We start from the raw sequence: 22,079 nt of genomic DNA on the forward strand, positions 1-22,079 counted from the left end.
GGCGCCCGGCCGCCCCGGCATTCACCATGCTCCCGCCGCCCGCCATCGGGGCGGACCGAAACAGGGAGTGAGCCATGACAACGACCGACCGGGCCAGGCCCCGCGCCAGCGCGCCGGCCCCGGCAGCGCCCAGTGCGCCCAATACGACGGGCATGCCGGCGGCGCACGCCGTGGCCGCCCAGGTGCCGCGCCGTGCGCGCAGCGAGGAGCCGCCCGAGGGGTTTCCGCCGGACACCAGGGTGCGGATCAGCGGCGCCGAGACCAGCGCTTCGGGCGCGAAACGGCGCAGGATCGATCTCGCGGCCGTGCCACCGTCACCGCCGCCACGCCTGCTGGAGCGTGCGGCACCGCCGCAGCGGGCGCATTCGCTACCGCCCGAGGGCCGTGGCGCGCAGTCCGACGCTCCCTTGCCGTTTGCGCAACTGGTCGGCGAGGCCACGTCGCGCGGGCTCGACCGCGATTGGGGCACCTTGCAGTCGGCCCGGGTGAAGAACGGCGTGCCGCAGATCCATGCCTGGGAGGAGGCCCTGCATCCGCAGCGCGTGTCCGTCCCGCTGGGCAACCCGCGCGGCGTGCGGCTGGCGCAGGTGCTGGACCTGCAGGCGATCCGGGATGGCACGCCCGTCCTGTGGTCGGTCGGCATGGGCGCAACGCTGCACCTGGGACCGCACGCGCGGGTCGATGCGCCGTCGTCCGAGCCCGCCGGCAAGGAGCGCCGGATCGGACACCCCGCGCTGGTCGCGGGAACCCGGGACGAAGCCACGGGCCACTGGTGGGGCAAGCAGACCCGCATCTCGGGCGAGTTGCTGTGGGATGCCGGCCGCGAGACGTTCTTTATCACCAACCAGTCGGGCCGCTACTCCCGGCACCCCGACCGCGGCGCCTCGCAGATGGAGCAGGTGGCGCGGCACTTCCAGGCGTGCGGGATGGCGGTGGAGGTGCGGCTCGTCCGGGGCGCGTGATCGTCCCTGGCGCCGCGCGCGGAAGGCGCCGCGTTCAGCCCCCGGCCGCGTTGCGCCGCGCGGAGGGCACGGGGTCCGCGCTGCGAGGGCCGTCCTGGGCCGCCGCCACGCCGCGCACCACATCACCCACCACGATGACCGAGGGGCTGGCGAGCCGCTCGCGCTCGATGGTGGCGTGCAGTTCGCCCAGGGTGGTGAGCGCGTGGCGCTGCCGGGGCAGGCTCACGTGCTGGATGACGACCACGGGCGTGCTGGCGGGCAGGCCGGTGAGCAGCTCCTGCTGGATGTGCGCTGCGCTGCTCACGCCCATGTAGATGACCAGGGTGAGGCGCGCATCGCGTGCCGTGGCGGCCAGCTGGCGCCAGTCGGTGCCGCTGTCGCCGGGCTTGGCGTGGCCGGTGACGAATACCACGCCGTGCGCGTGTTCGCGGTGGGTGAGGGGCGTGCCCAGGAGCGTCATGCCGGCCAGGCCCGCGGTGATGCCGTTGACCACCTGCACGTCGATGCCGGCCGCGCGCAGGTGCTCGACCTCCTCGCCGCCGCGCCCGAAGATGAAGGGATCGCCGCCCTTGAGGCGCACCACGTTCTCGCCCTCGTTCACGGCCATGACCATGAGCTTTTCGATGAAGGCCTGCGGCGTGCTCTTGCAGCCGCCGCGCTTGCCCACGTGGACGACGCGCGCGCCGGGCGGGGCCATCGCCACGATCTCGTCGCTCACGAGGTCGTCCACCAGCAGCACCGTGGCCGCCTGGATGGCCTTCAGCGCCTTGATGGTGAGCAGTTCCGGATCGCCCGGTCCGGCGCCGACCAGCGTGCAGCGGCCAGGGGCGACGCCTTCGTAGGCGGGAGGGGTGGGATGGGTCATGGGTTTGTCTCCAAGGGGATCTGGCCCGCAAGACGCAAGATGTGTTCCACCTGGCGGGACAGCGGTGCGGGCACCGGCAGCGCGCCGTCGAGCACCTGCCGCGTGTAGCGGGCGGTCGTGTCCACGTCGATGTCCAGGGGCAGGCCGGGCACCTCGCTGGCGGTGCCGGGCTGCTGCTCTTCCCACAGATGGTGCGCGCCGGCGACGAAGGCGTCGTAACGGGGCGTTCGGCGCGGATCGGCGGCCACTTCGCCCTCCAGCCCGCGCGAGAGCAGAGCGTTCATGCCCAGCGTGCCGAAGGTGGCGTGCAGCATCTCCTGGTACTCGGGGTGGGTGTAGGCGGTGACGACCAGCGACGGCCCGGCGCACGGGTTCATCAGCTTGACGACGCTGTGGCCCGGGTTGCGCAGGCCGATCATTTCGCGCGCGGCCAGCAGGCGCGCAAGGCCCGGGTGCAGCAGGCCGGTGCCGATGTGCGCGACCGTGCCGTTTGCTATCTTTTCAGGAGCATCCAGGGCAGGTATTCCCAAGGCATCGAGCACATCCGAGGCCAGAATGCGCCGCGCCTCGGTGCGCATGCCATGCAGCAGCACGGGCAAGCCCTCGCGCGCCAGCAGCAGCGCCAGCAGCGGGGTGAGCACGGGCAGCTTGCGTGCGCCGTTGTAGCTGGGCAGCACGACCACGGGCCGGTCGCTGGCGGGCAGGCGGGCCAGGCGGGCGTGGGTGGCGTCGAGAAAACCGCACATCTCCTCGGCGGTCTCGCCCTTGATGCGCATGGCGATGCAAAAGGCGCCGATCTCCAAATCGGTGACCTGGCCGTCCAGCACCTGGCCGAACAGGTCGGCGGCCTGTTCGCGGCCGATGGCGCGCGCGCCGCGCGCGCCGCGGCCGAGGTCCTTGAGATAGTGGCTGATGCCCATGGCGTGGGGTTTTTCTGGCGGATCGGAGGGGACCGGATTCTCTCCCACTTCTGCCAACTTCTGGTTATATGGCGGGGGCGGCCGTGGCCGGCGCCTCGGGCGCGGGCGGGGCCAGCGGCGCGGTGGCGCGCACCAGGCGCTTGAGTTCGGGCACGCACGAGCCGCACTGGGTGCCGCAGCGCAGCGCGCCCTGCAACTGGCCCAGCCGCTCGGCCTCGGTGCCGTGGCACTCCGCCAGGTGCGCGGCGATGGCGGTGTCGGTCACGTTCAGGCAGCTGCACACCGGCTTGCCGCGCGACGGCACGGCCTGCACACCGGCGGGCGCCTGGGCGCCGGGCACGAGCAGCAGGCGGCCATAGCCTTGCGCGGGCCGCTCTTCCTGCAGCAGGGTCTTCAGCCACGCCTCGGCCCGGGTGTCGCCCGCCAGCAGCAGGCCGGCCAGCAGGGTGTCGCCGCCCTGGCGCTCCAGCCGCAGCGCGCGGCGCTGGCCCTGGCGGCGGTCGGCGTAGCGCAGGGTTTCGGCGGTGGCCAGGCCCAGCAGGGCCTCGATGCGTTCGATCAGCGCATCGGGCGCGGGCCCGTGGCCGGCGGCGCGCAGCAGCACGCCGTGGCGCTCGCGCTGCGGGCCGGCCAGCGGCGCGTTGTTGCTGAAGGGCACGCAGGTGGCGAAGGGCAGGGCGGGCATCAGCGCGGCCAGCGCCTCGCGCACGGCCAGGGTGCCGTCCGCCGGCAGCCAGGCCATGGCCAGCAGCCGCCAGGGCAGCTCGGCCTTCAGGATCTTGACGGCGGTGTGCTTGAGTTCGGGCTGCTTGGATGTGGGGCAGAAGGCCGGCGTGGTGAGCGCGTTCACGCCCGCCAGCGGCGTGCCGTCGGGCGACTGCCCGCTCAGGTATTCGCTGCCCCAATGCATGGCGATGAAGGCCTGCGACAGGCCCACGTCGGTGCTGCCCTGCACCGGCACGACGATGGCGCCCCGCGCGCTGGCGACCTGCACCAGGTCGCCGTCGGCCAGTTGTCGGCGCGCCATGTCCTGCGGGTGCATCTGCACGCTGGGCTCGGCCACGTGGCCGAACAGGCGGCCCAGCGTGCCGGTGCGGCTCATGCCGTGCCACTGGTCGCGCAGGCGGCCGGTGGTGAGGCTGAAGGGGTAGCGCGCCTGGCGCGGCTCGGCCACGGGCTGCCAGGCGTGGGCGGCGAAGCGCGCGCGGCCGTCGGCGGTGGGGAAGATGCCGTCTTCGTACAGGCGCGCCTTGCCCAGCGGGCGGGGCGCGGCCGAAGGATCGGCATCGGCGTCCGCAGCGTCCGCAGCGCCTGCCGGGCACGGCCACTGCTGGGGGCCGTGGGCATCGAGCAAGGCCCATGAGAGGCCGGTGATGTCCAGGTCGCGTCCGCGCGTGGTCTCGCGGTGCTCGTTCCACACGGCCTCGGCGCCTCGCTCGGCCTCGCCGTCCCCGGTGGCATACGGAAACAGCGTGGGCCGCCCCGGACGCAGCCGCGCCTCCAGCCGACGGGCGAACTGCACGCCGATGGCCCAGTCGTGGCGCGTGTCGCCGGGCGCGGGCACGGCGGGGCGCACGCGGGAGATGCGGCGTTCGCTGTTGGTGACGGTGCCGGTCTTCTCGCCCCAGGTGGTGGCGGGCAGCAGCAGGTCGGCGTACTGCGACGTGGCGGTGGTGGCGAAGGCCTCCTGCACCACCACGAACTCGGCGCGCTCCAGCGCGCGGCGCACGGTGGCCTGGTCGGGCAGGCTTTGCGCCGGGTTGGTGCAGGCGATCCACAGCGCCCGGATCTCGCCGTCGGCCGCGGCCTGGAACATCTCCACCGCGGTCTTGCCGGGCGTGCCCGGCACCTCGGGCACGCCCCACAGCGCGGCCACCTCGGCGCGGTGCCGGGGGTCGGCGAGGTCGCGGTGGGCCGACAGCAAATTGGCCAGGCCGCCCACCTCGCGCCCGCCCATGGCGTTGGGCTGCCCGGTGAGCGAGAACGGCCCCGCGCCCGGCCGGCCGATCTGGCCCGTGGCCAAGTGCAGGTTGACGAGGGCGGCGTTCTTGGCCGTGCCGCTGGCGCTCTGGTTCAGGCCCTGGCAGTAGAGGCTGAGCGTGGGCTGGCGCGCGGCACCGGCACCATCACCCACCCCGGCGAACCAGCGCGCGGCGGTGGCCAGATCCGCTTCGCTGATGCCGCACACCTCGGCCACGCGGGCGGGCGTGCAGTCGCGCACCAGGGCCTTGAGCGCGTCGAAGCCGGTGGTGTGCGTGGCGATGTAGGCGCTGTCCACCCAGCCTTCCCACAGCATGAGGTGCAGCATGCCGTGGAACAGCATGACGTCGCTGCCCGGCTGGATGGGCAGGAACAGGTCGGCCAGCCCGGCGGTCTCGGTGCGGCGCGGGTCGGCCACGATGATCTTCATGCCCGGGTTGGCGGCCTTGGCGTCCTCGATGCGGCGAAACAGGATGGGGTGCGCCCACGCGGTGTTGCTGCCCACGATGAAGAGGCACTGCGCGTGCTGCACGTCGTCGTAGCAGGTGGGCGGTGCGTCGGCGCCGAGCGTGGTTTTGTAGCCGGCCACGGCGCTGCTCATGCAAAGGCGCGAGTTGGTGTCGATGTTGTTGGTGCCGACCAGGCCCTTGGCGAGCTTGTTGAAGACGTAGTAGTCCTCGGTGAGGAGCTGGCCGGAGACGTAGAAGCCGACGGCGTCGGGGCCGTGTCGGGCGATGGTGTCGGCGAATTTTTGTGCGGCGGTGTCGAGGGCTGCTTCCCAGGCGATGGGCTGGGGTTTGTCGCCGCGCTGGGGGCGGTGCTGGGGGGTGAGCAGTCTTGTCTGGAGGGTGACGGGGCTGGCGGCGGTGAGGTGGAGGGTGGAGCCCTTGGTGCACAGGCGGCCGAAGTTGGCGGGGTGGGTGGGGTCGCCTCTCACGCCGGTGATCTGGGGGCCTGTGGATTCGATGATCACGCCGCAGCCTACGCCGCAGTAGGGGCAGGTGGATTTGGTTTGGGTCATGGCGTGATTTTTGGTTAATTTATGGTTGTGTTGCTGCTTGTGTTGCTGGGCACGCGCTGATTTTTTGTTGGTTGCTGATTGGTTACGTTCCGGGGCCGGGGTGTGCGCCCGGCGGCGCACTCACTTTCTTTTGCTTCGCCAAAAGAAAGTAAGCAAAGAAAAGGCGACCCTACTGTCCGTGTCCCCTGCGCTGCGCTCCGGGGCAACCTGCGGTGCTCGCGGCTGGCGGGGTCCGCGCAAACTCGCTCCACTGCGTTGCGCTCAAACAGCGCGCGGCCCTTTTTCCGCCAGCCGCTGCGCTCCTCGGCACGGCCAGAAGGGAACCCGACAGCCGAACTGCCCACACGGGCTATTGCTTCGCTCGGCCTCCGGTGCGCGAGCGCGTTGCGCCGCGCACGCTTGGCCGAGCGCAGCGATGGCCCGTCTGGCGGGTTCCCTTCTGGATGCGCCGAGGAGCGCAGGGCGCGGGGTGGGCAGGTGTGCCGTAGGACACACCTGCTTCGTGAACTGACTCGCCGTGGTTGTCCGAGCGCAGCGCGCAGCGCGAAGCGAGTTCCACGGCGCACCCCGCGCACGAGCACCGCAGGTTGCCCGGAGCGAAGCGCAGGGACGCAGCCAGCAGGGTCGCCTTTTCTTTGCTTACTTTCTTTTGGCGAAGCAAAAGAAAGTGAGTGCGCCGCCGGGCGCACACCCCGGCCCCGGAAAGAAAAGCCACCACCAGCGCCAAAACAAGCCACACCCACAACCTCAAGCCCCCGAACCAGCAACTAAACGCCTGGTAGGCCCCGCCACAGGCCGCACCAACTCCACCGCATGCCCCGCCAACTCAACAGCATCCAAAAACACCTCCCCCCCCTCCACCTTCACCGCAAACTTCGGCGTACACCCCTCGTCCGGCGCCGAAGCCTGCCCATCGCACAACCCGATCGTCCAGTTGTGCAGCGGACACGCCACGCTCGTCCCGAACACGATCCCCTGCGACAGGGGCCCCCCCTTGTGCGGACACCGGTCCAGCAGCGCGAACACCTCGTCCGCCCCGTTGCGGAACACGGCCACGTCCAGGCCCTGCGGCCGCGCCACGCGGCGCGAGCCCAGCACGGGAATGTCGTCCACACGGCAGATGTATTTCCAGTCGCTCATCGCGGTACCTCGGGAATCGTTAGAAAAAACAACAAACTCGCTCATTGGCGCGCTCACTCGCTCACTCGCTCGCTCACGCAGCGGCATACAGCCCGGTCACCCGGTCCATCACCACCAGCAGGTTCTCGCTGGCCACGAACACCTCGCCCAGCTGCTTGGCCGAGGTGCCCCCGCCCTGCAGCCGCTGCAGCGCCGCGTCGAAGAACACCCACTGTCCGTCGGCCAGCTGCAGCTCCTGCTGGATGCGCGGCGTGGCCTGCGGCGCGGTGCGCAGGGCGGCCATGGCGGTGGCGAATTCGCTGCGCGCCTTGGCGATCTCGGCCTGGGCCGCGGCCGCGTCCACGGGCAGCGCGGCGGCCAGGTAGCACTTGGCCATGCGCTGGGTCAGCATGCGCTGGCGACCGGCCAGGTTGACGAGGTGGCCGGCGGGCCTGGATTGCGCGGCCTCGTACTGCTGCGTGCCCTGCTGGGCCAGGGCCAGCACGCGGGCGTCGGCCTGCAGCACGGCGGGCGCGGCGTCGCGGGCCGGGGCGGTGCCGGTCAGCGTGGCCTTGTAGAGGCCCCAAGCCGCCTCCAGTTCGCCGTAGGTGGCGCGGATGGCGGGCGTGGGGGCATAGGCTTTCAGCGCGGCCAGCTGACGCTTGAACAGCGCCAGGGATTTGTCCAGCACCTGCTGGGCGTTGGCGGTCTCCACGCCGTGCACCAGCGCGAGCCAGGCCTTGCCCATGCGCTGGCTCAGCATGCGCTGGCGGCCGGCCTGGTTGATGGCGTCGTTCAGGTCGGCCACCTCGGCGCGGGCGGCGAACGCGCAGCCTCCCAGGGCGGTGGCGAGCAGGAGTCGGCGGCGGCGCATGGACGGGCCCCCTTCGGTCACGGCGCGATGGCGGCGAACTGCCGCGTGTCCACGCGGGCTTCCTGGAAGTCGAACCACGGGTCGGGCTCGCCATCCAGCGCGAACTGCAGCTGCTCCCACAGCGCGCGGCGGCCTTCGTGGTCTTCGAGGATGCGTTTTTTCACGTGATCGAGGCCCACGCGGTTCACGTAGTGCACCGTGCGCTCCAGGTACCAGCCTTCCTGGCGGTACAGCTCGCAAAAAGCCCCGGTGTACTCCAGCACCTCGGCCGCGGTCTTGAGCTTGGTGAAGAAGTGCGCCACCTCGGTCTTGATGCCGCCGTTGCCGGCGATGTACATCTCCCAGCCGCTGTCCACGCCGATGATGCCCACGTCCTTGATGCCGCTCTCGGCGCAGTTGCGCGGGCAGCCGCTCACGGCGAACTTGACCTTGTGCGGGGCGTACATGCGCCACATCGCGCGCTCCAGGTCCTTGCCCATCTGCGTGCTGTCCTGCGTGCCCATGCGGCACCACTCGCTGCCCACGCAGGTCTTGACCGTGCGCAGGGCCTTGGCGTAGGCGTGGCCGCTGGGCATGCCGATGTCCTTCCACACGGCCTGCAGGTCTTCCTTCTTCACGCCCAGCAGGTCGATGCGCTGGCCGCCGGTCACCTTCACGGTGGGGATCTGGTATTTGTCCACCACGTCGGCGATGCGGCGCAGCTCGCTGGCCGTGGTCTCTCCGCCCCACATGCGCGGGATCACGCTGTACGTGCCGTCCTTCTGGATGTTGGCGTGGCTGCGCTCGTTGATGGCGCGGCTTTGCGGGTCGTCCTTGGCCTCCTTCGGCCAGGTGCTGATGAGGTAGTAGTTGACGGCCGGGCGGCAGGTGGCGCAGCCGTTGGGCGTCTTCCATTCCAGGAAGGCGAACACGTCGCCGATGGACAGCAGCTTGTTGGCGCGGATCGCGTCGCGCACCGCCTGGTGGCCGTGGTCGGTGCAGCCGCACACGGCCTTGGTCTTGGGCGTGGCGGAGTAGTCGCCGCCGGCCGTGAACATGATGATCTGCTCCACCAGGCCCGTGCACGAGCCGCAGCTGGCGCTGGCCTTGGTGTGCTTTTTCACGTCGTCCAGCGTGAACAGGCCCTTGTCCTTGATGGCCTTGCAGATCGCGCCCTTGGTCACGCCGTTGCAGCCGCACACCTCGTCGGTGTCGGCCATGGCGGCGGCCTTGCTGTGGCCCTGGTGGCCGGCGTCGCCGATGTTGCTCTCGCCGAACATCAGCTTGTCGCGGATGTCGCCCACCGTGCGGCCGTCGCGCAGCAGCTTGAAGTACCAGCTGCCGTCCACCGTGTCGCCGTAGAGGCACGCGCCCACGAGCTTGTCGTCCTTGATGACGAGTTTTTTGTACACGCCGCCGAAGGGGTCGCTCATCACGATTTCCTCGGTGCCTTCGCCGCCCTGGAAGTCGCCCGCGCTGAACAGGTCGATGCCCGTCACCTTGAGCTTGGTGGAGGTGAGCGAGCCCTGGTAGCGCCCGATGCCGAACTCCGCCAGGTGGTTGGCCAGCACCTTGCCCTGCTCGAACAGCGGCGCCACCAGCCCGTAGGCGATGCCCCGGTGCGCGGCGCATTCGCCCACGGCGTAGATGCGCGCGTCGGTGGTGGTCTGCAGCGTGTCGCTCACCACGATGCCGCGGTGGACGTGCAGGCGCATCTTTTCGGCCAGCTGCGTGTTCGGGCGGATGCCCACGGCCATCACCACCAGGTCGGCGGGCACCTCGGTGCCGTCCTTGAACCGCACGGCGGTGACGCGGCCGTCCTGGCCGCCCACCAGCTCCTGCGTCTGCGCCTTCATCAGGAACTGCATGCCGCGCTCGGCCAGGGACTTTTGCAGCATCTTGCCCGCCACGTCGTCCAGCTGGCGCTCCATGAGCCAGTCGCCCACGTGCACCACGCTCACCTGCATGCCGCGCTTCATGAGGCCGTTGGCGGCCTCCAGGCCCAGCAGCCCGCCGCCGATGACCACCGCATGCTTGTAGGTGGCGGCGGCGTCGATCATGGCCTGCGTGTCGGCGATGTCGCGGTAGGCCAGCACGCCTTGCAAGTCCTTGCCCGGAATCGGCAGGATGAAGGGGTTGGAGCCGGTGGCGAGGATGAGCCGGTCGTACTCGGCGCTGATGGCCTCGCCCGCCGCGTTGGTGGCATGCACCACGCGGCGCACGCGGTCCACCTCGTTCACGGTGAAGCCCGTGTGCAGGTGGATGCCGTGCTCCTCGTACCAGGACCAGTCGTTGAGGATGATCTCGTCGATGGTCTGCTCGCCCGCCAGCACGGGCGACAGCAGGATGCGGTTGTAGTTGGGGTGCGGCTCGGCGCCGAACACCGTGATGTCGTAGAGGTCCGGAGCGATCTTGAGCAGCTCTTCGAGCGTGCGCACCCCGGCCATGCCATTGCCCACCATCACCAGCCTGGATTTTTTCATCGTGACCCCCAATGGGTGCCTGCCGCGGCGCTGCAAAAACGAATGAACAGCGCCTGCCGGCAGACGAAGCCGAAACCAAAAAACAAAAAAGGCGTCCGCACAGGGCGCGGGCGGTTGAAGCCTGCACTGCCTGTGGGGACGCCTTCGTCCTGACCGCCCCGTTTCCGCCATTGGAAGGGGCCAGCCATGTGACCGGCATTGGTCACGGGGACGCTGTTGCAATGCGCGTGCCAGGTCTGGGTGGGATCGGAGGGGTTGAGGGGAAATCGGGCCCTGGCGCATATTCCACTAGGGCATTATGCTATTGATTTAATAGCATCAGGCGGTGTGGCGTGGCCTGCACGGAGGCGAGGGCAGGGCGGGGGGCGACCCGCCTTGGTGCATGGCGCCCAGGCCGGTGCGTGGCGGAATTGGGCTCTAGCCCTACCTCAGTACTACCATTGAGCGTCGCTGAGGGACGCCAAATAGAGAAAAGAAGCGAGGTTCAGATGCTGCTGGTCCTGCGTACATGCGTGCGCCAAACTGACACGAACGATGAGCGAATTGCAGAGCCGATGTCCCTGAACGACGCGCGGGCCCTGATGGCTTACGTATTGCTCGGTGATCCCGGCATGGGAAAAACAGAAGCGTTCAGACAGCAAGCCGAAGCTGTCGGAGGTCATTTCATCAACGCCGGTGATTTTCTGGCGCTTGATGATCACCCTGAACTGAAGAACTCGATGTTGCCTGTCTTCATCGACGGCTTGGACGAAACGCGTGCAGGTAGTACCGTCGCAGGCCGGGTGCCACTGGACAGCATCCGCAACAAGCTGCGCCAGTTTGGGTGCCATAGCTTTCGCCTCTCGTGTCGTGCTGCCGATTGGTTCGGAAATCCCGATGCGGCCAAGTTACAGGCTCTACTGCCTGCAGCAGAAGAGATCCAGGTGTTGACTCTTCAGCCGTTGACAGCCTTAGATGTGGAGGCCATCCTTCGTAAAAATCACAGTATTGGCGATCCGCATGCCTTCATCACATCTGCTGCGCAACATGGACTGACCGATCTGCTGCTCAACCCGCAGACCCTGGGCATGCTCGCCAAGGCAATTGGTCCAAACAATCAGTGGCCGGAGACGCGGCAGGCAGTTTATGAAATGGCGTGCGATCGCTTGGTACTGGAGCACAACGAAGAGCACCGCACCGCTAGGTATAAAAGCGCTCCGGATCACGACAGACTGAAACGCGCTGCTGCTTATCTTTGTGCAGTTCAGTTGATTGCCGATCTTGCTGGGTTCTCTCCCTTGTGGGCTTTGTTGCACAAATCGCGATGCTGATGCCCGTAGACTGACTGCGTGACAGAGACGAAGAACAGGCAGCGGAGCAAGTACCGCACGACGAACTGGAAGGCGTACAACGCGGCGCTGAAAGCGCGAGGCTCGTTGACGATGTGGTTTGGCACGCCGACCGGCAGGCGTGGACGCAGCCGAACCTTCTCGGACGCAGCAATCCAGTTCTGCCTGAGCATCAAGTGCCTGTTCGGCCAGCCCTTGCGACAGGCGCTGGGCATGGTGCAGAGCCTGCTGCGGCTGGCAAAGCTGGACTGGCCGGTACCTGACTTCAGCACTGTTTGCCGGCGCCAAAAGACCTTGCAGGTCGAACTGAGCTACCAGCGAACCAACTCGCCGCTGCAGTTGCTGGTGGACAGCACCGGCATCAAGTTCCTGGGCGAAGGAGAGTGGAAACGCAAGAAGCATGGTGCTGAATACCGGCGCGAATGGCGCAAGGTCCATCTGGGCATCGACGCGCAGACGCTGGAAATACGCGCCATCGAGGTGACCAGCAACGCCATTGGGGATGCGCCGATGTTGCCCGGGTTGCTGGCTCAGATTCCCACTGACGAATCCATCGAAAGCGTCAGTGCCGATGGCGCCTACGACACGCGCGCCTGCCTGGACGCCATTGCCGAGCGGCACGCGATGGCGGTGATCCCGCCCCGCAAGAACGCCAGCCATTGGAAGAAGTCGAGTCCGGGCTCGGCGCATCGTAATGAGGCCATTCGGGCGTGCCAGCGCCTGGGTCGCGGCATTTGGAAGAAGTGGAGCGGCTACCACCGGCGCAGCCTTGTGGAGACGAAGATGCACTGCTTCAAGCGACTGGGCGAACGGGTGATCGCGCGCACGTTCGACCGCCAGGTTGTGGAGCTGCATGTCCGCGTGGCCTTGCTCAATCGGTTCAGTCAGATCGGCCGTCCTCACACCGTGTCGGTGACTGCTGTGGCATAGGTCCGTCTGGGGTTGGGGTCATGCCGTCTGCAATTCGATTTGTGCAACAGCGCCGATTCATGTACTCGATTGCTCAGTTCGCTCCGGTAGGTGAGGCGGCCCTTGTCCAGACACCAGTGGTAAAGCGACATCGTTAGTCGCCTTTACCTTGTAGTGCGAACTGTCATGCTGCCCGCATCTGCGGAGCGCTTCAAGTGGATAGCGGTTCCTGTATAGGGTTCTCTGCCTGATAGGCCACCATGAACGCATCCGACGCCACCTGATCGGCCAGCGCCCGCAGGCTCGCGGCCGAGGCCGGGCCCAGGACGGCCTCGACCCGCTCGTTGGCGGCGGCCCAGCGCCCGATCGCTTGCGCCAGCAGTTGCTTGCCGCGCGCGGTGAGCACGGCGTGCTTGGTGCGCCGGTCCTGGGCGTCCTGCCGCAATTCGGCAATGCCGTCGCGCACCAGGGGCCTGAGGGCATGGGTCAGCGCCGATAGTTGAATGGCCAGCCGGTTCGCCAGGTCCTGCAGGGTCGGCCCCTGCCCATCGGCACTCTGGAACTTGCCGATCTCGACGATCAGCGCCAGCTGCGTCGCCTTGATGTTCAGGGGCGCGAGGGCGTCGTCGTACAGCTGCCCCAATCTGCGCGCCGCCAGGCGCACCGACGTGTTCGTGCAGACCTGCACACCGGTCGCGGCGGTGACCTCCGCGATCGCCTGATTCAAGGCGCAGTCGGCATCCGCAGCCGCACCGACGGGGTGGTTCGTCATTCCCATATTTTCCAAATGGTTGAGTGCTGCACTATTCGAAGTGCATCGCTGTCCTGTTCTACATTTGAGCCCTCAACTTATTTAATTGAGCCCTCAATTTTATTGGAGAACACCCGATGACCCGTCCCCATTCCAACAAAGTCGCATTGATCACCGGGGCTTCTTCCGGCATCGGTGCGGTCTATGCCGATCGCCTCGCTGCGCGTGGATACGATCTTATTCTGGTGGCCCGGCGTGCCGACCGCCTGCAAGCCCTCAGCGCCCGGATCGCCGAGGCCCATGGCGTGAAAGCCGAGCCGGTGGTGGCGGACCTCGGCAAGGCCGAGGACCTGGCGCGCATCGAAGCCCTCCTGTCCACCCACGAACGCCTGCACATCCTGGTGAACAACGCGGGAATCGCCCGCCTGGGGCCCGTCGCCCAGCGGTCTGCCGACGACGCGGTGTCCCAGATCGACCTCAACATCACCGCCCTGACGCGGCTGACCCAGGCGGTGCTGCCCCCCTTCATCGCCAGGAAGCAGGGCGTGATCATCAACATCGCCTCCGTGCTGGGCATCCATGCGCTGCCGGTCAGCGCGGTCTACAGCGGCACCAAGGCTTTCGTCCTGCAATACAGCAGAGGCCTGCAGCAGGAACTGGCCGACACGGGGGTGCAGGTCCAACTGGTCTTGCCCGCATCGACCGCCACCGAAATCTGGGACCTGTCGGGCGTGCCGCTGGCGGCACTCAACCAAGACACCGTGATGACCACCGAGCACCTGGTCGACGCCGCGCTCGCCGGGCTGGACCAGGGCGAAACGGTCACCTGGCCGTCCGTTGCCGACACCGGCCTGTGGGACCGCTACGAGTCGGCCCGCGCCGAGCTGTTCGCCGGCAGCCAGATGGGAACGCCGGCCCCTCGCTACAGCGTCGTTTGACGCCAGCCCATGGACCCCACAGCCCATCGCACGCGGTTCTCCGCACGCCGATGGCCTTTTCCTCCGTCGCTTTCGCCCTGCTTTTTCCAAGGACAGCCCCGATGCTTTTCGAACCCTTTTCCTTGCGCAACATCCCCCTGGCCAACCGCGTGGTGATGTCGCCGCTCACCCGCAGCCGCGCGGTGGACCACAACACGCCCAATCCGCTCATGGCGACCTACTACGCGCAGCGCGCGACGGCCGGCCTCATCGTCACGGAAGGCACTTCGCCGTCGCCCAACGGCCTGGGCTATGCCCGGATTCCCGGCCTGTTCAACGATGGCCACGTGCAAGGCTGGAAGCGGGTGACCAGCGCCGTGCATGCCCAAGGCGGCAAGATCGTCGTGCAACTGATGCACACGGGCCGCGTGGCCCACCAGGCCAACTTGCCCGCCGGCGCTGAAGTGGTCAGCGCGTCGGCCGAGGCGTGCCCCGGCGAGATGTACACCGATTCGCAAGGCAGCCAGCCGCACACGCCACCGCGCGCCATGACCGAGGCCGACATCCAGGCCGTGATCGGCGAATACGCCACGGCCGCGCGCCTGGCCATCGAAGCCGGTTTCGACGGCATCGAACTGCACGCGGCCAATGGGTATCTCCTGGAGCAGTTCCTGAATTCCAACATCAACCGCCGCACGGATGGCTATGGCGCCACCGCCGAGGGGCGCAACCGGCTGGTGCTCGAAGTGGCGCGGGCCACCGCCAAGGAAATCGGCGCCGAACGCGTGGGCATCCGCCTGTCGCCGCATGGAGTGGTCAACAGCGCCGGCGCCTTCGACGGCGTGGACGGGCAGTACCTGGCCCTGGTGAAGGCGCTGTCCGCGCTCGGCCTCCTGTACGTCCACGTGCTGGACCACTCGGCCATGAGAACGCCACCGGTTCCCGCCCAGCTCAAGGCCGACCTGAGGGCGGCGTTCGACGGCCCGTTCATCCTGGCCGGCGGGCTGGACAAGACCGGTGCGGAGCGCGCGCTGGAGGGCGGCCTGGCCGACCTCACCGCTTTCGGCCGTGCATTCATCGCCAATCCGGACCTGGTCGAACGGATGCGCCAGGACGCGCCGCTGAACGCGCCCGATCCGGCCACGTTCTATACGCCTGGGGCCCAGGGCTATACGGACTATCCGGCGCTCGCCGGTTAGCCATCGTTGGTGCGTATCGGGGCGGCGAGGAGAGCGCCGCCCCGGGCCGATGGCCTTCGGCTGCGGCCACCTTCCTTCGGACGCCTGGCCCGGCCCGCGAGGGCGCGGGCCTAGGCTCGGTGTCCACGGAGGTTTAAAACGATGTCTTACCAAGAGATGAAAGCCAGCGTCGAGCTGCTGCCCACCCAGGCCCCGAAATTCGAAACCGAGCGTTTCGTGGTCGTCCCGCTGGGGGCCGAGCCGGCGCGCGATCTGCTGAACGTGCTGCTGCAGGACGAGCTGCTGGCCGAGCAGTTGCCCTGGATGGTGGAGAAAACCGCGGACGGCGCGCGCAAGGAGGCGTTCCTGATCGGCCTGCAATGTGCCGCCGAGACCACGCTGGTCTGGGGCATCGTCGAGCGGGCGCGCAGCGCCTACATCGGCGCGGTGCTGGCGCGCAGCACGCTGGAGGGCCTGGACGTGGAGGTGCTGTGCGCCTCGCAGTTCTGGAACCAGGGCGTGGCCGACGAGGCCGGTCTGCCGGTCGCGGAGTGGCTGGAAGAACACGCCGCCGTCGAGTTGGTGCCGGCGGACTGAGCCCCTGGGCCGCAGCCCCTCAGCGCAGCGGGTCGTCCGCCACCCCCGCCCCATTGGCGGCCCAGCCGCCCCCCAGCACCTTGTACAGCGTGACCCGGTTGGTCTGCTCGGCCAGCAGCAGGGTGATCTGCGTCTGCTGCGCGGCGTACAGCGAGCGCTGCGCGTCCAGCACCGTGAGGAAGCTGTCGGCCCCCAGCCGGTAGCGCGCGTCCGACAGGTCCAGCGCGCGCTGGGTGGCGTCCAGCAGCGAGCGCTGGGCGGCCAGGCGCTCGTCCAGCGTGGCGCGGTCGGCCAGCGCGTCGGACACTTCGCGGAACGCGGTCTGGATGGATTTTTCGTACTGGGCCAGGGCCGTGTCGCGCGTCACTTCGGCCACGCGCAGGTTGGCGTTGTTGCGGCCGGCGTCGAAGATCGGGAGGCGGATCTGCGGCGCGAAGCTCCAGGTGCCGTTGCCGCCGTCGAACAGGCCCGACAGCGCATTGCTGGCCGTGCCGATGGAGCCGGTGAGCGTGATGGACGGAAAGAACGCCGCGCGCGCCGCGCCGATGCTGGCGTAGCTGCCCTGCAGCGTGCGCTCGGCCGCGCGCACGTCGGGCCGGCGCAGCAGCACGCCGGAGGGCAGGTCGGCGGGCACGGCCAGCAAAGCGGCGGCGGGCGTGGCAGGCACGATGGCGGTGCTGGTGTTGCGGGGGGCGCTGCTGCGCGAGGTGCCGTCGGCCGTTGCCGTTGCCTTGGCGGGCGGCACCGTGGCGGGCGCGGCATTCGCCGCGGCGGCCAGGGCCACGGGCGGCAGCAGGTCGTCGGGCACGGTGGCGCCCACCAGCAGCGCGAGCGCGTTGCGGTCGCGCGCGACCTGGGCGGTGTAGGTGGCGACGTCGGCGCGCGCGGTGTCCACCGTGGTCTGCGTCTGCGCCAGGGTCAGGCCCGAAGTGGCACCCAGCGCATGGCTGCGCTGCGTGAGGTCCAGCGACTGCTGGCGCGTGCGCAGCGTGTCGCGCGCCAGTTGCAGGCGGCGGCCGTCGGCATCGAGGGTGAGCCAGGCGTTCACCGCCTCGGCCACCAGGCTCAGCTGCACACTGCGGCGGTTTTCGGCGGCGCGGAAGAACTCCTGGAGCGCAGCGTCGTTCAGGTTGCGCACGCGGCCGAAGAAGTCGATCTCGTAGCTGGCAAAGCCGAGCTGCGCGCTGTATTGGCCGGTGATGTTGGAGCGGCCCGCGGTGGTCAGGTCGTCGGCCGTGCGGCTGCGGCTGCCCGCGCCCGTGGCGTTCACGCCGGGGAACAGGTCGGCGCGCGAGACGCCGTACTGCGCCCGTGCCCGCTCGATGGCCAGCACGGCCACGCGCAGGTCGCGGTTGTTGGCCACGGCCATCTCGGCCAGGGCGCGCAGGCGGGGCTCCTGCAAGAATTCGGCCCATTCCAGGGGGCGGTCCAGCGGATCGGCCGGGACCGCCGTGGCGGACCCGTCCCCCAGGGGGGCGGGAGCGGTCACGGTCACCGGCACGGAGCCCGTGCCCAGGGCCGCCGGCACGGGCAGCGCGGGCGCCTGGTAAGGCGGCGCCAGGTTGGTGCAGCCGGGCAGCGCGGCCAGCGCCACGGTGGCGGCCACCGCCCAGGCCAGCGGGCGGAGGGCGGGGTGGGCGAGGGCTTGGCGCGGCGTCATGCGGGGGCTCCGGTGGGATGGCCGCCGGCCTTGGCGGCCCGGTCGGCGAAGAAGCCGCGGATGAGAACGAAGAACACGGGCACGAAGAAGATGCCCAGCACGGTGGCGGAGATCATGCCGCCCAGCACCGCGGTGCCGATGGCCTGCCGCCCGCCCGCGCCGGCGCCCGTGCCGATGGCCAGCGGCAGCACGCCGAAGCCGAAGGCCAGCGAGGTCATGAGGATCGGGCGCAGCCGCAGGCGCACGGCCTCCAGCGTGGCGTCGATCACGCTCTTGCCCTGGGCCTGCAGCTGGGTGGCGAACTCCACGATCAGGATGGCGTTCTTGGACGACAGCCCCACGGTGGTGAGCAGCCCGACCTGGAAATACACGTCGTTGGACAGCCCGCGGATGCCGATGCCCAGCAGCGCGCCCACGATGCCGAGCGGCACCACCAGGATCACCGAGAACGGCACCGACCAGCTTTCGTACAGCGCCGCCAGGCACAGGAACACGAACAGGATGGAGACGGCATACAGCAGCGGCGCCTGCGAGCCCGACAGCCGTTCCTGGTAGGAGGCGCCCGTCCATTCGTAGCCGATGCCGGGCGGCATCTCCTTCATGATGGTTTCCACCGCGTCCATGGCCGCGCCGGAGCTGACCCCCGTGGCCGCGTCGCCCACGAATTCGTAGCTGGGGCTGCCGTTGTAGCGCTGCAGCTGGGGCGAGCCGTAGGTCCAGCTGGTGCTGGAGAACGCCGAGAACGGCACCATGAGGCCCTGGCTGTTGCGCACCGTCCAGGGCGCGATGTCCTGGGGCAGCATGCGGTAGGGCGCATCGCCCTGCATGTACACGCGCTTGACCCGGCCCTTGTTCAGGAAGTCGTTCACGTAGGTGCCGCCGATGGCGCTGCCCAGCGTGTTGTTGACGTCGGTGGTGGCCAGGCCCAGGGCGCCGGCCTTGGCGTCGTCGATGGCCACGCCCAGCTGCGGCGTATCGTCCAGGTTGTTGCTGCGGGTGTTGGACAGTTCGGGCCGCTGGCCGGCCAGCTGCAGCACCTTGTCGCGCGCGGCCACGAGCGCGTCGTGGCCCAGCCCGTTCAGGTCCTTGAGCTGGAAGTTGAAGCCCGCATTGGCGCCCAGGCCGCGCACGGCCGGCGGCAGCACAACGAAGATGCGCGCGTCGCGGATCTTGGACAGATCGCGCGTGGCCTTGCGGGCGATGGCGTCGGCGCTTTGCGAGGCCAGGGGGCGCTCGCTCCAGTCTTTCAGGCGCACGAAGCCGCGCGCCGAGCTCTGGTCGCCGTTGGAGCCGGTGATGGAGTTGAAGCTCACCACGTCGGGCTGCGCGGCGAAGTACTTCTGCACCTCGGCCATCACCACCTGCAGGCGGGTGTTGGAGGCGCCCGGGGGCAGGGTGATCTGCACCTGCACGGCGCCCTGGTCCTCGTTGGGCAGGAACGAGGTGGGCAGGCGCATGAACAGCACGGCCATGCCGCCCACGATGAGCGCATAGACCAGCATCATCCGCCCGCCGCGGCGCACGATGCGACCCACGCCGCGCTGGTAGCCGTCGGCGGTGCGGTCGAAGCGGCGGTTGAAACCGGTGAAGAAGCGATCCACCCAGCCCAGCACGCCCCGCCGCGGCGCGCCGTGCGGGCTGTGCTGGCCCTGGGGGATGGGCTTGAGCAGCGTGGCGCACAGCGCCGGCGTGAGCGTGAGCGCCACCAGCACCGACAGCACCATGGCCGAGACGATGGTGATGGAGAACTGCCGGTAGATCACCCCGGTGGAGCCGCCGAAGAACGCCATGGGGATGAACACCGCCGACAGCGTGAGCGCGATGCCCACCAGCGCGGGCGTGATCTCGGCCATGGACTTGCGCGTGGCCTCCTTCGGGGGCAGGCCCTCCTCGCTCATCACGCGCTCGACGTTCTCCACCACCACGATGGCGTCGTCCACCAGCAGGCCGATGGCCAGGACCATGCCGAACATGGTCAGCGTGTTGATCGAGTAGCCCGCCACCGACAGCACGCCGAAGGTACCCAGCAGCACCACGGGCACCGCGATCGCCGGGATCAGCGTGGCGCGGAAGTTCTGCAGGAAGATGTACATCACCAGCACCACGAGCAGCATGGCCTCGACCAGCGCATTGACCACCTCTTCGATGGAGGCGCTCACGAAGGGCGTGGTGTCGTAGCTGGTGAAGGGCTTGAGCTGGTACGGAAAGAACGGCTGCAGCTCGGCGATCTTGGCGTTCACCGCGTTGGCCACCGCCATGGCGTTGGCGCTGTCGGCCAGCACCACGCCCATGCCGGCGCCGGGCTGGCCGTTCAGGCGCGAGGTGATGGTGAGGTTCTCGGCGCCCAGTTCGATGCGGGCCACGTCTTTCAGGCGCACGATGGCGCCGTCCACCGTGGACTTGAGAACGATGTTCTCGAACTCTTCCCGCGACTGCAGCTTGCTGCGCGCGGTGATGGTGGCGTTGAGCTGCTGCTCGCCCACGGCGGGCAGGGCGCCCAGCTGGCCGGCGGAGACCTGGGCGTTCTGGGCGTTGATGGCGTTGCCGATGTCGGACGGCATGAGCGCGTACTTCTCGAGCTTGGCCGGGTCCATCCACACGCGCATGGCGTAGGGCGTGCCCAGCGTGGCCACGTCGCCCACGCCGTCGATGCGGCTGATGACGTCCACCAGGTTGCTGGAGATGTAGTCGCCGATGTCCACCTGCGTCACGCTCGGGTCGGGCGAGGTGAAGGTGACGATCATCAGGTAGTCGTTGCCGCCCTTGGTGACGGTGACGCCCCGGCTCTGCACCGCGGGCGGCAGGCGCGACATGGCCTGCTGCAGCTTGTTTTGCACCTGCACCTGCGCCACGTCGATGTTGGTGCCGGCATTGAAGGTGAGCGTGGTGCGCGAGCCGCCCGAGGCATCGCTGGTCGAGCCCATGTAGATCAGGTTGTCGAGGCCCTTGAGCTGCTGCTCGATCACCTGTGTGACCGATTCCTCCACCGTCTTGGCCGAGGCGCCGGTGTAGGTGGCGCTGATGGACACGCGCGGCGGCGCGATGTTGGGGTACTGCTCCAGCGGCAATGTCTTGATGGACATGGCCCCCGCCAGCATGATGACGATGGCGATGACCCACGCGAAGATGGGCCGGTTGATGAAGAACTGTGCCATGGCGGGCGGTCCTTCAGCGGGCGGCCGGGGCCGCAGCGCTGGAAGCCGTGGGTGCCGCCGCCGATGCGGCCGGTGCCGCAGAGGACGCGCCGCCTGCCGGGGCTGCCGCCGCCTTGGCCGCCACCTCCACCGGCTTGACCGTGTCGCCCACCTTCACGCGCTGCAGCCCGTCCACCACCACGCGGTCGCCGGCGGCCAGGCCGCCCACGGCCTGCCAGCGGTTGCCCACGGCGGCCTCGACCTGGATCTTGCGGCGCTCGACCTTGTTCTCGGCATTGACCAGCAGCACGCTGGCGTTGCCGGCGGTGTCGCGCGTCACGCCCTGCTGGGGCACGAGCAGGGCCTGCTCGTTCACGCCCGTCTCCAGCACTGCGCGCACGTACATGCCCGGCATCAGCAGGCCGTCCGGGTTGGGGAACACCGCGCGCAGGGTGACCGCGCCGGTGGCGGGGTTCACCGTCACGCCGCTGAACTGCAGCCGGCCGGCCTGGGCGTAGGTGCTGCCGTCCTCCAGCTTGAGCGCCACGCGCGCCTGGCCTTCGCCCGCGCGCTGGAAGCGGCCCTTGGCCAGGTCGGTCTTCAGGCGCAGCACGTCGGTGCTGGACTGGGTCACGTCCACGTAGAGCGGGTCGATCTGCGAGATGGTGGTGAGCGCCGTGGTCTGGTTGGCGGTGACCAGCGCGCCCGGCGTCACCGCCGAGGTGGTGGTGCGGCCCGAGATGGGCGCCTTGATGCGGGTATAGCCCAGGTTGATGCGGGCGTTCTCGACCGCCGCGCGGTTCACGGCCAGGTCCGAGCGGGCCTGCACCAGCACCGCCTGGCTGTCGTCATACACCTGCCGGCTGATCGCATCGATCTTGACCAGTTCGGCATTGCGACGCGCGTTGGTCTCCGCCGTGCCTACGGTGGCCTGGGCCTTGCCCAGCGACGCTTCGGCGCTCGCCAGCGCCACCTCGAAGGGCGAGGCGTCCAGCTGGTACAGCACCTGGCCGGCCTTCACGTCCGCCCCTTCGGTGAAGAGCCGCTTTTGCACGATGCCGCCCACCTGCGGCCGGATCTCGGCGACCAGGAAGGCGCTGGTGCGCCCGGGCAGCTCGGTGGTGATCGACTGCCGCTCGGGCTGGATCGTGACCACACCGGCTTCCACCGGGGCGCGCGGCGCGGGCTGCTTGGCCGCCTTGTCCGAACACCCGGCCACCACGAAGGCGGCCGCCAACACGGCAGCGCCGGCCCGGCGCAGGGCATCGGGAACAGCGGTCATGCAGGAAGAAGTCAAGGAGGAGGGCCGTGGGGCCATGGCAGCGGGCGTGGAGGGCAGCGAGCGTGTGGCGGGGCGTGGGCAATTCATGGACAGGGCACGGCTTTCGTTGTGGCGAGCATT

At 69.1% G+C, this 22,079-nt stretch carries 16 protein-coding genes; 6 read left to right on the forward strand and 10 right to left on the reverse strand.

The annotated features are described in order from the left end of the window. The first annotated feature begins 74 nt into the window (after positions 1-74). Positions 75-962 (forward strand): hypothetical protein, encoded by an 888-nt coding sequence (locus tag M5C96_RS07650; RefSeq protein WP_272568287.1) that lies wholly within the window; start codon positions 75-77, stop codon positions 960-962. A 34-nt stretch (positions 963-996) separates the two neighbouring features. Here the strand turns inward: M5C96_RS07650 and cobA are convergent, their stop codons facing one another. The 6 genes from cobA to nirB form a co-directional block, all read right to left on the reverse strand. Next, positions 997-1,827 (reverse strand): uroporphyrinogen-III C-methyltransferase, encoded by an 831-nt coding sequence (cobA, locus tag M5C96_RS07655; RefSeq protein ID WP_272568289.1) that lies wholly within the window; start codon positions 1,825-1,827, stop codon positions 997-999. Continuing rightward, positions 1,824-2,747 (reverse strand): DNA-binding protein YbiB, encoded by a 924-nt coding sequence (gene ybiB, locus M5C96_RS07660; protein WP_272568291.1) that lies wholly within the window; start codon positions 2,745-2,747, stop codon positions 1,824-1,826. The genes cobA and ybiB overlap by 4 nt, the downstream gene beginning before the upstream one ends. A gap of 64 nt (positions 2,748-2,811) precedes the next feature. Then, complete coding sequence (locus tag M5C96_RS07665; protein ID WP_272568292.1) at positions 2,812-5,748, reverse strand: nitrate reductase; 2,937 nt, start codon at positions 5,746-5,748, stop codon at positions 2,812-2,814. Positions 5,749-6,495: 747 nt separating this feature from the next. Further along, complete coding sequence (gene nirD / locus M5C96_RS07670) at positions 6,496-6,888, reverse strand: nitrite reductase small subunit NirD (protein WP_272569656.1); 393 nt, start codon at positions 6,886-6,888, stop codon at positions 6,496-6,498. A gap of 73 nt (positions 6,889-6,961) precedes the next feature. Next, a complete protein-coding gene (locus tag M5C96_RS07675) occupies positions 6,962-7,741 on the reverse strand; it encodes a type IV pili methyl-accepting chemotaxis transducer N-terminal domain-containing protein (RefSeq protein ID WP_272568293.1) in 780 nt (259 codons plus the stop codon). Between the two features lie 17 nt (positions 7,742-7,758). Further along, positions 7,759-10,203 (reverse strand): nitrite reductase large subunit NirB, encoded by a 2,445-nt coding sequence (nirB, locus tag M5C96_RS07680; protein ID WP_272568294.1) that lies wholly within the window; start codon positions 10,201-10,203, stop codon positions 7,759-7,761. 488 nt (positions 10,204-10,691) lie between these two features. Between nirB and M5C96_RS07685 the strand changes: the two genes are divergently transcribed. Continuing rightward, positions 10,692-11,513 carry a hypothetical protein gene (locus M5C96_RS07685; protein WP_272568297.1) on the forward strand — a complete coding sequence of 274 codons (822 nt, stop codon included), beginning with the start codon at positions 10,692-10,694 and terminating at the stop codon, positions 11,511-11,513. Positions 11,514-11,531: 18 nt separating this feature from the next. After that, positions 11,532-12,461 (forward strand): IS5 family transposase, encoded by a 930-nt coding sequence (locus tag M5C96_RS07690; RefSeq protein ID WP_272564134.1) that lies wholly within the window; start codon positions 11,532-11,534, stop codon positions 12,459-12,461. 190 nt (positions 12,462-12,651) lie between these two features. Here M5C96_RS07690 and M5C96_RS07695 read toward each other — a convergent pair whose 3' ends face one another. Then, positions 12,652-13,212: a MarR family winged helix-turn-helix transcriptional regulator gene (locus tag M5C96_RS07695; RefSeq protein ID WP_272568298.1), complete on the reverse strand. Its 561-nt coding sequence runs from the start codon at positions 13,210-13,212 to the stop codon at positions 12,652-12,654. A 116-nt stretch (positions 13,213-13,328) separates the two neighbouring features. On the opposite strand from M5C96_RS07695, the gene M5C96_RS07700 reads away from it, so the two are divergent. From M5C96_RS07700 to M5C96_RS07710, 3 genes are all read left to right on the forward strand, one after another. Beyond that, entirely contained in the window at positions 13,329-14,129 is an 801-nt protein-coding gene (locus M5C96_RS07700; RefSeq protein ID WP_272568301.1) for an SDR family NAD(P)-dependent oxidoreductase, read from the forward strand. A gap of 101 nt (positions 14,130-14,230) precedes the next feature. Next, positions 14,231-15,307 carry an alkene reductase gene (locus M5C96_RS07705; protein ID WP_272568303.1) on the forward strand — a complete coding sequence of 359 codons (1,077 nt, stop codon included), beginning with the start codon at positions 14,231-14,233 and terminating at the stop codon, positions 15,305-15,307. Between the two features lie 141 nt (positions 15,308-15,448). Next, the gene (locus M5C96_RS07710; protein WP_272568305.1) at positions 15,449-15,883 is read left to right on the forward strand and encodes a GNAT family N-acetyltransferase; all 435 of its coding nucleotides are present in this window, start codon (positions 15,449-15,451) and stop codon (positions 15,881-15,883) included. A 19-nt stretch (positions 15,884-15,902) separates the two neighbouring features. Here M5C96_RS07710 and M5C96_RS07715 read toward each other — a convergent pair whose 3' ends face one another. The 3 genes from M5C96_RS07715 to M5C96_RS07725 are packed head-to-tail and all read right to left on the reverse strand — an operon-like array spanning position 15,903 to position 21,959. After that, a complete protein-coding gene (locus M5C96_RS07715; RefSeq protein ID WP_272568306.1) occupies positions 15,903-17,543 on the reverse strand; it encodes an efflux transporter outer membrane subunit in 1,641 nt (546 codons plus the stop codon). Continuing rightward, a complete protein-coding gene (locus M5C96_RS07720; RefSeq protein ID WP_272568307.1) occupies positions 17,540-20,698 on the reverse strand; it encodes an efflux RND transporter permease subunit in 3,159 nt (1,052 codons plus the stop codon). The genes M5C96_RS07715 and M5C96_RS07720 overlap by 4 nt, the downstream gene beginning before the upstream one ends. 13 nt (positions 20,699-20,711) lie before the next feature. Further along, positions 20,712-21,959 carry an efflux RND transporter periplasmic adaptor subunit gene (locus M5C96_RS07725; protein WP_272568309.1) on the reverse strand — a complete coding sequence of 416 codons (1,248 nt, stop codon included), beginning with the start codon at positions 21,957-21,959 and terminating at the stop codon, positions 20,712-20,714. Positions 21,960-22,079: the final 120 nt, after the last annotated feature.

Source organism: Acidovorax sp. GBBC 1281, from assembly GCF_028473645.1.
GTDB lineage: Bacteria > Pseudomonadota > Gammaproteobacteria > Burkholderiales > Burkholderiaceae_C > Paracidovorax.

Coding starts and splice junctions, on each gene's coding strand:
- M5C96_RS07650 (WP_272568287.1), top strand. CDS start 75: ATGACAACGACCGACCGGGCCAGGCCCCGCGCCAGCGCGCCGGCCCCG.
- cobA (WP_272568289.1), bottom strand. CDS start 1,827: ATGACCCATCCCACCCCTCCCGCCTACGAAGGCGTCGCCCCTGGCCGC.
- ybiB (WP_272568291.1), bottom strand. CDS start 2,747: ATGGGCATCAGCCACTATCTCAAGGACCTCGGCCGCGGCGCGCGCGGC.
- M5C96_RS07665 (WP_272568292.1), bottom strand. CDS start 5,748: ATGACCCAAACCAAATCCACCTGCCCCTACTGCGGCGTAGGCTGCGGC.
- nirD (WP_272569656.1), bottom strand. CDS start 6,888: ATGAGCGACTGGAAATACATCTGCCGTGTGGACGACATTCCCGTGCTG.
- M5C96_RS07675 (WP_272568293.1), bottom strand. CDS start 7,741: ATGCGCCGCCGCCGACTCCTGCTCGCCACCGCCCTGGGAGGCTGCGCG.
- nirB (WP_272568294.1), bottom strand. CDS start 10,203: ATGAAAAAATCCAGGCTGGTGATGGTGGGCAATGGCATGGCCGGGGTG.
- M5C96_RS07685 (WP_272568297.1), top strand. CDS start 10,692: ATGCTGCTGGTCCTGCGTACATGCGTGCGCCAAACTGACACGAACGAT.
- M5C96_RS07695 (WP_272568298.1), bottom strand. CDS start 13,212: ATGACGAACCACCCCGTCGGTGCGGCTGCGGATGCCGACTGCGCCTTG.
- M5C96_RS07700 (WP_272568301.1), top strand. CDS start 13,329: ATGACCCGTCCCCATTCCAACAAAGTCGCATTGATCACCGGGGCTTCT.
- M5C96_RS07705 (WP_272568303.1), top strand. CDS start 14,231: ATGCTTTTCGAACCCTTTTCCTTGCGCAACATCCCCCTGGCCAACCGC.
- M5C96_RS07710 (WP_272568305.1), top strand. CDS start 15,449: ATGTCTTACCAAGAGATGAAAGCCAGCGTCGAGCTGCTGCCCACCCAG.
- M5C96_RS07715 (WP_272568306.1), bottom strand. CDS start 17,543: ATGACGCCGCGCCAAGCCCTCGCCCACCCCGCCCTCCGCCCGCTGGCC.
- M5C96_RS07720 (WP_272568307.1), bottom strand. CDS start 20,698: ATGGCACAGTTCTTCATCAACCGGCCCATCTTCGCGTGGGTCATCGCC.
- M5C96_RS07725 (WP_272568309.1), bottom strand. CDS start 21,959: ATGACCGCTGTTCCCGATGCCCTGCGCCGGGCCGGCGCTGCCGTGTTG.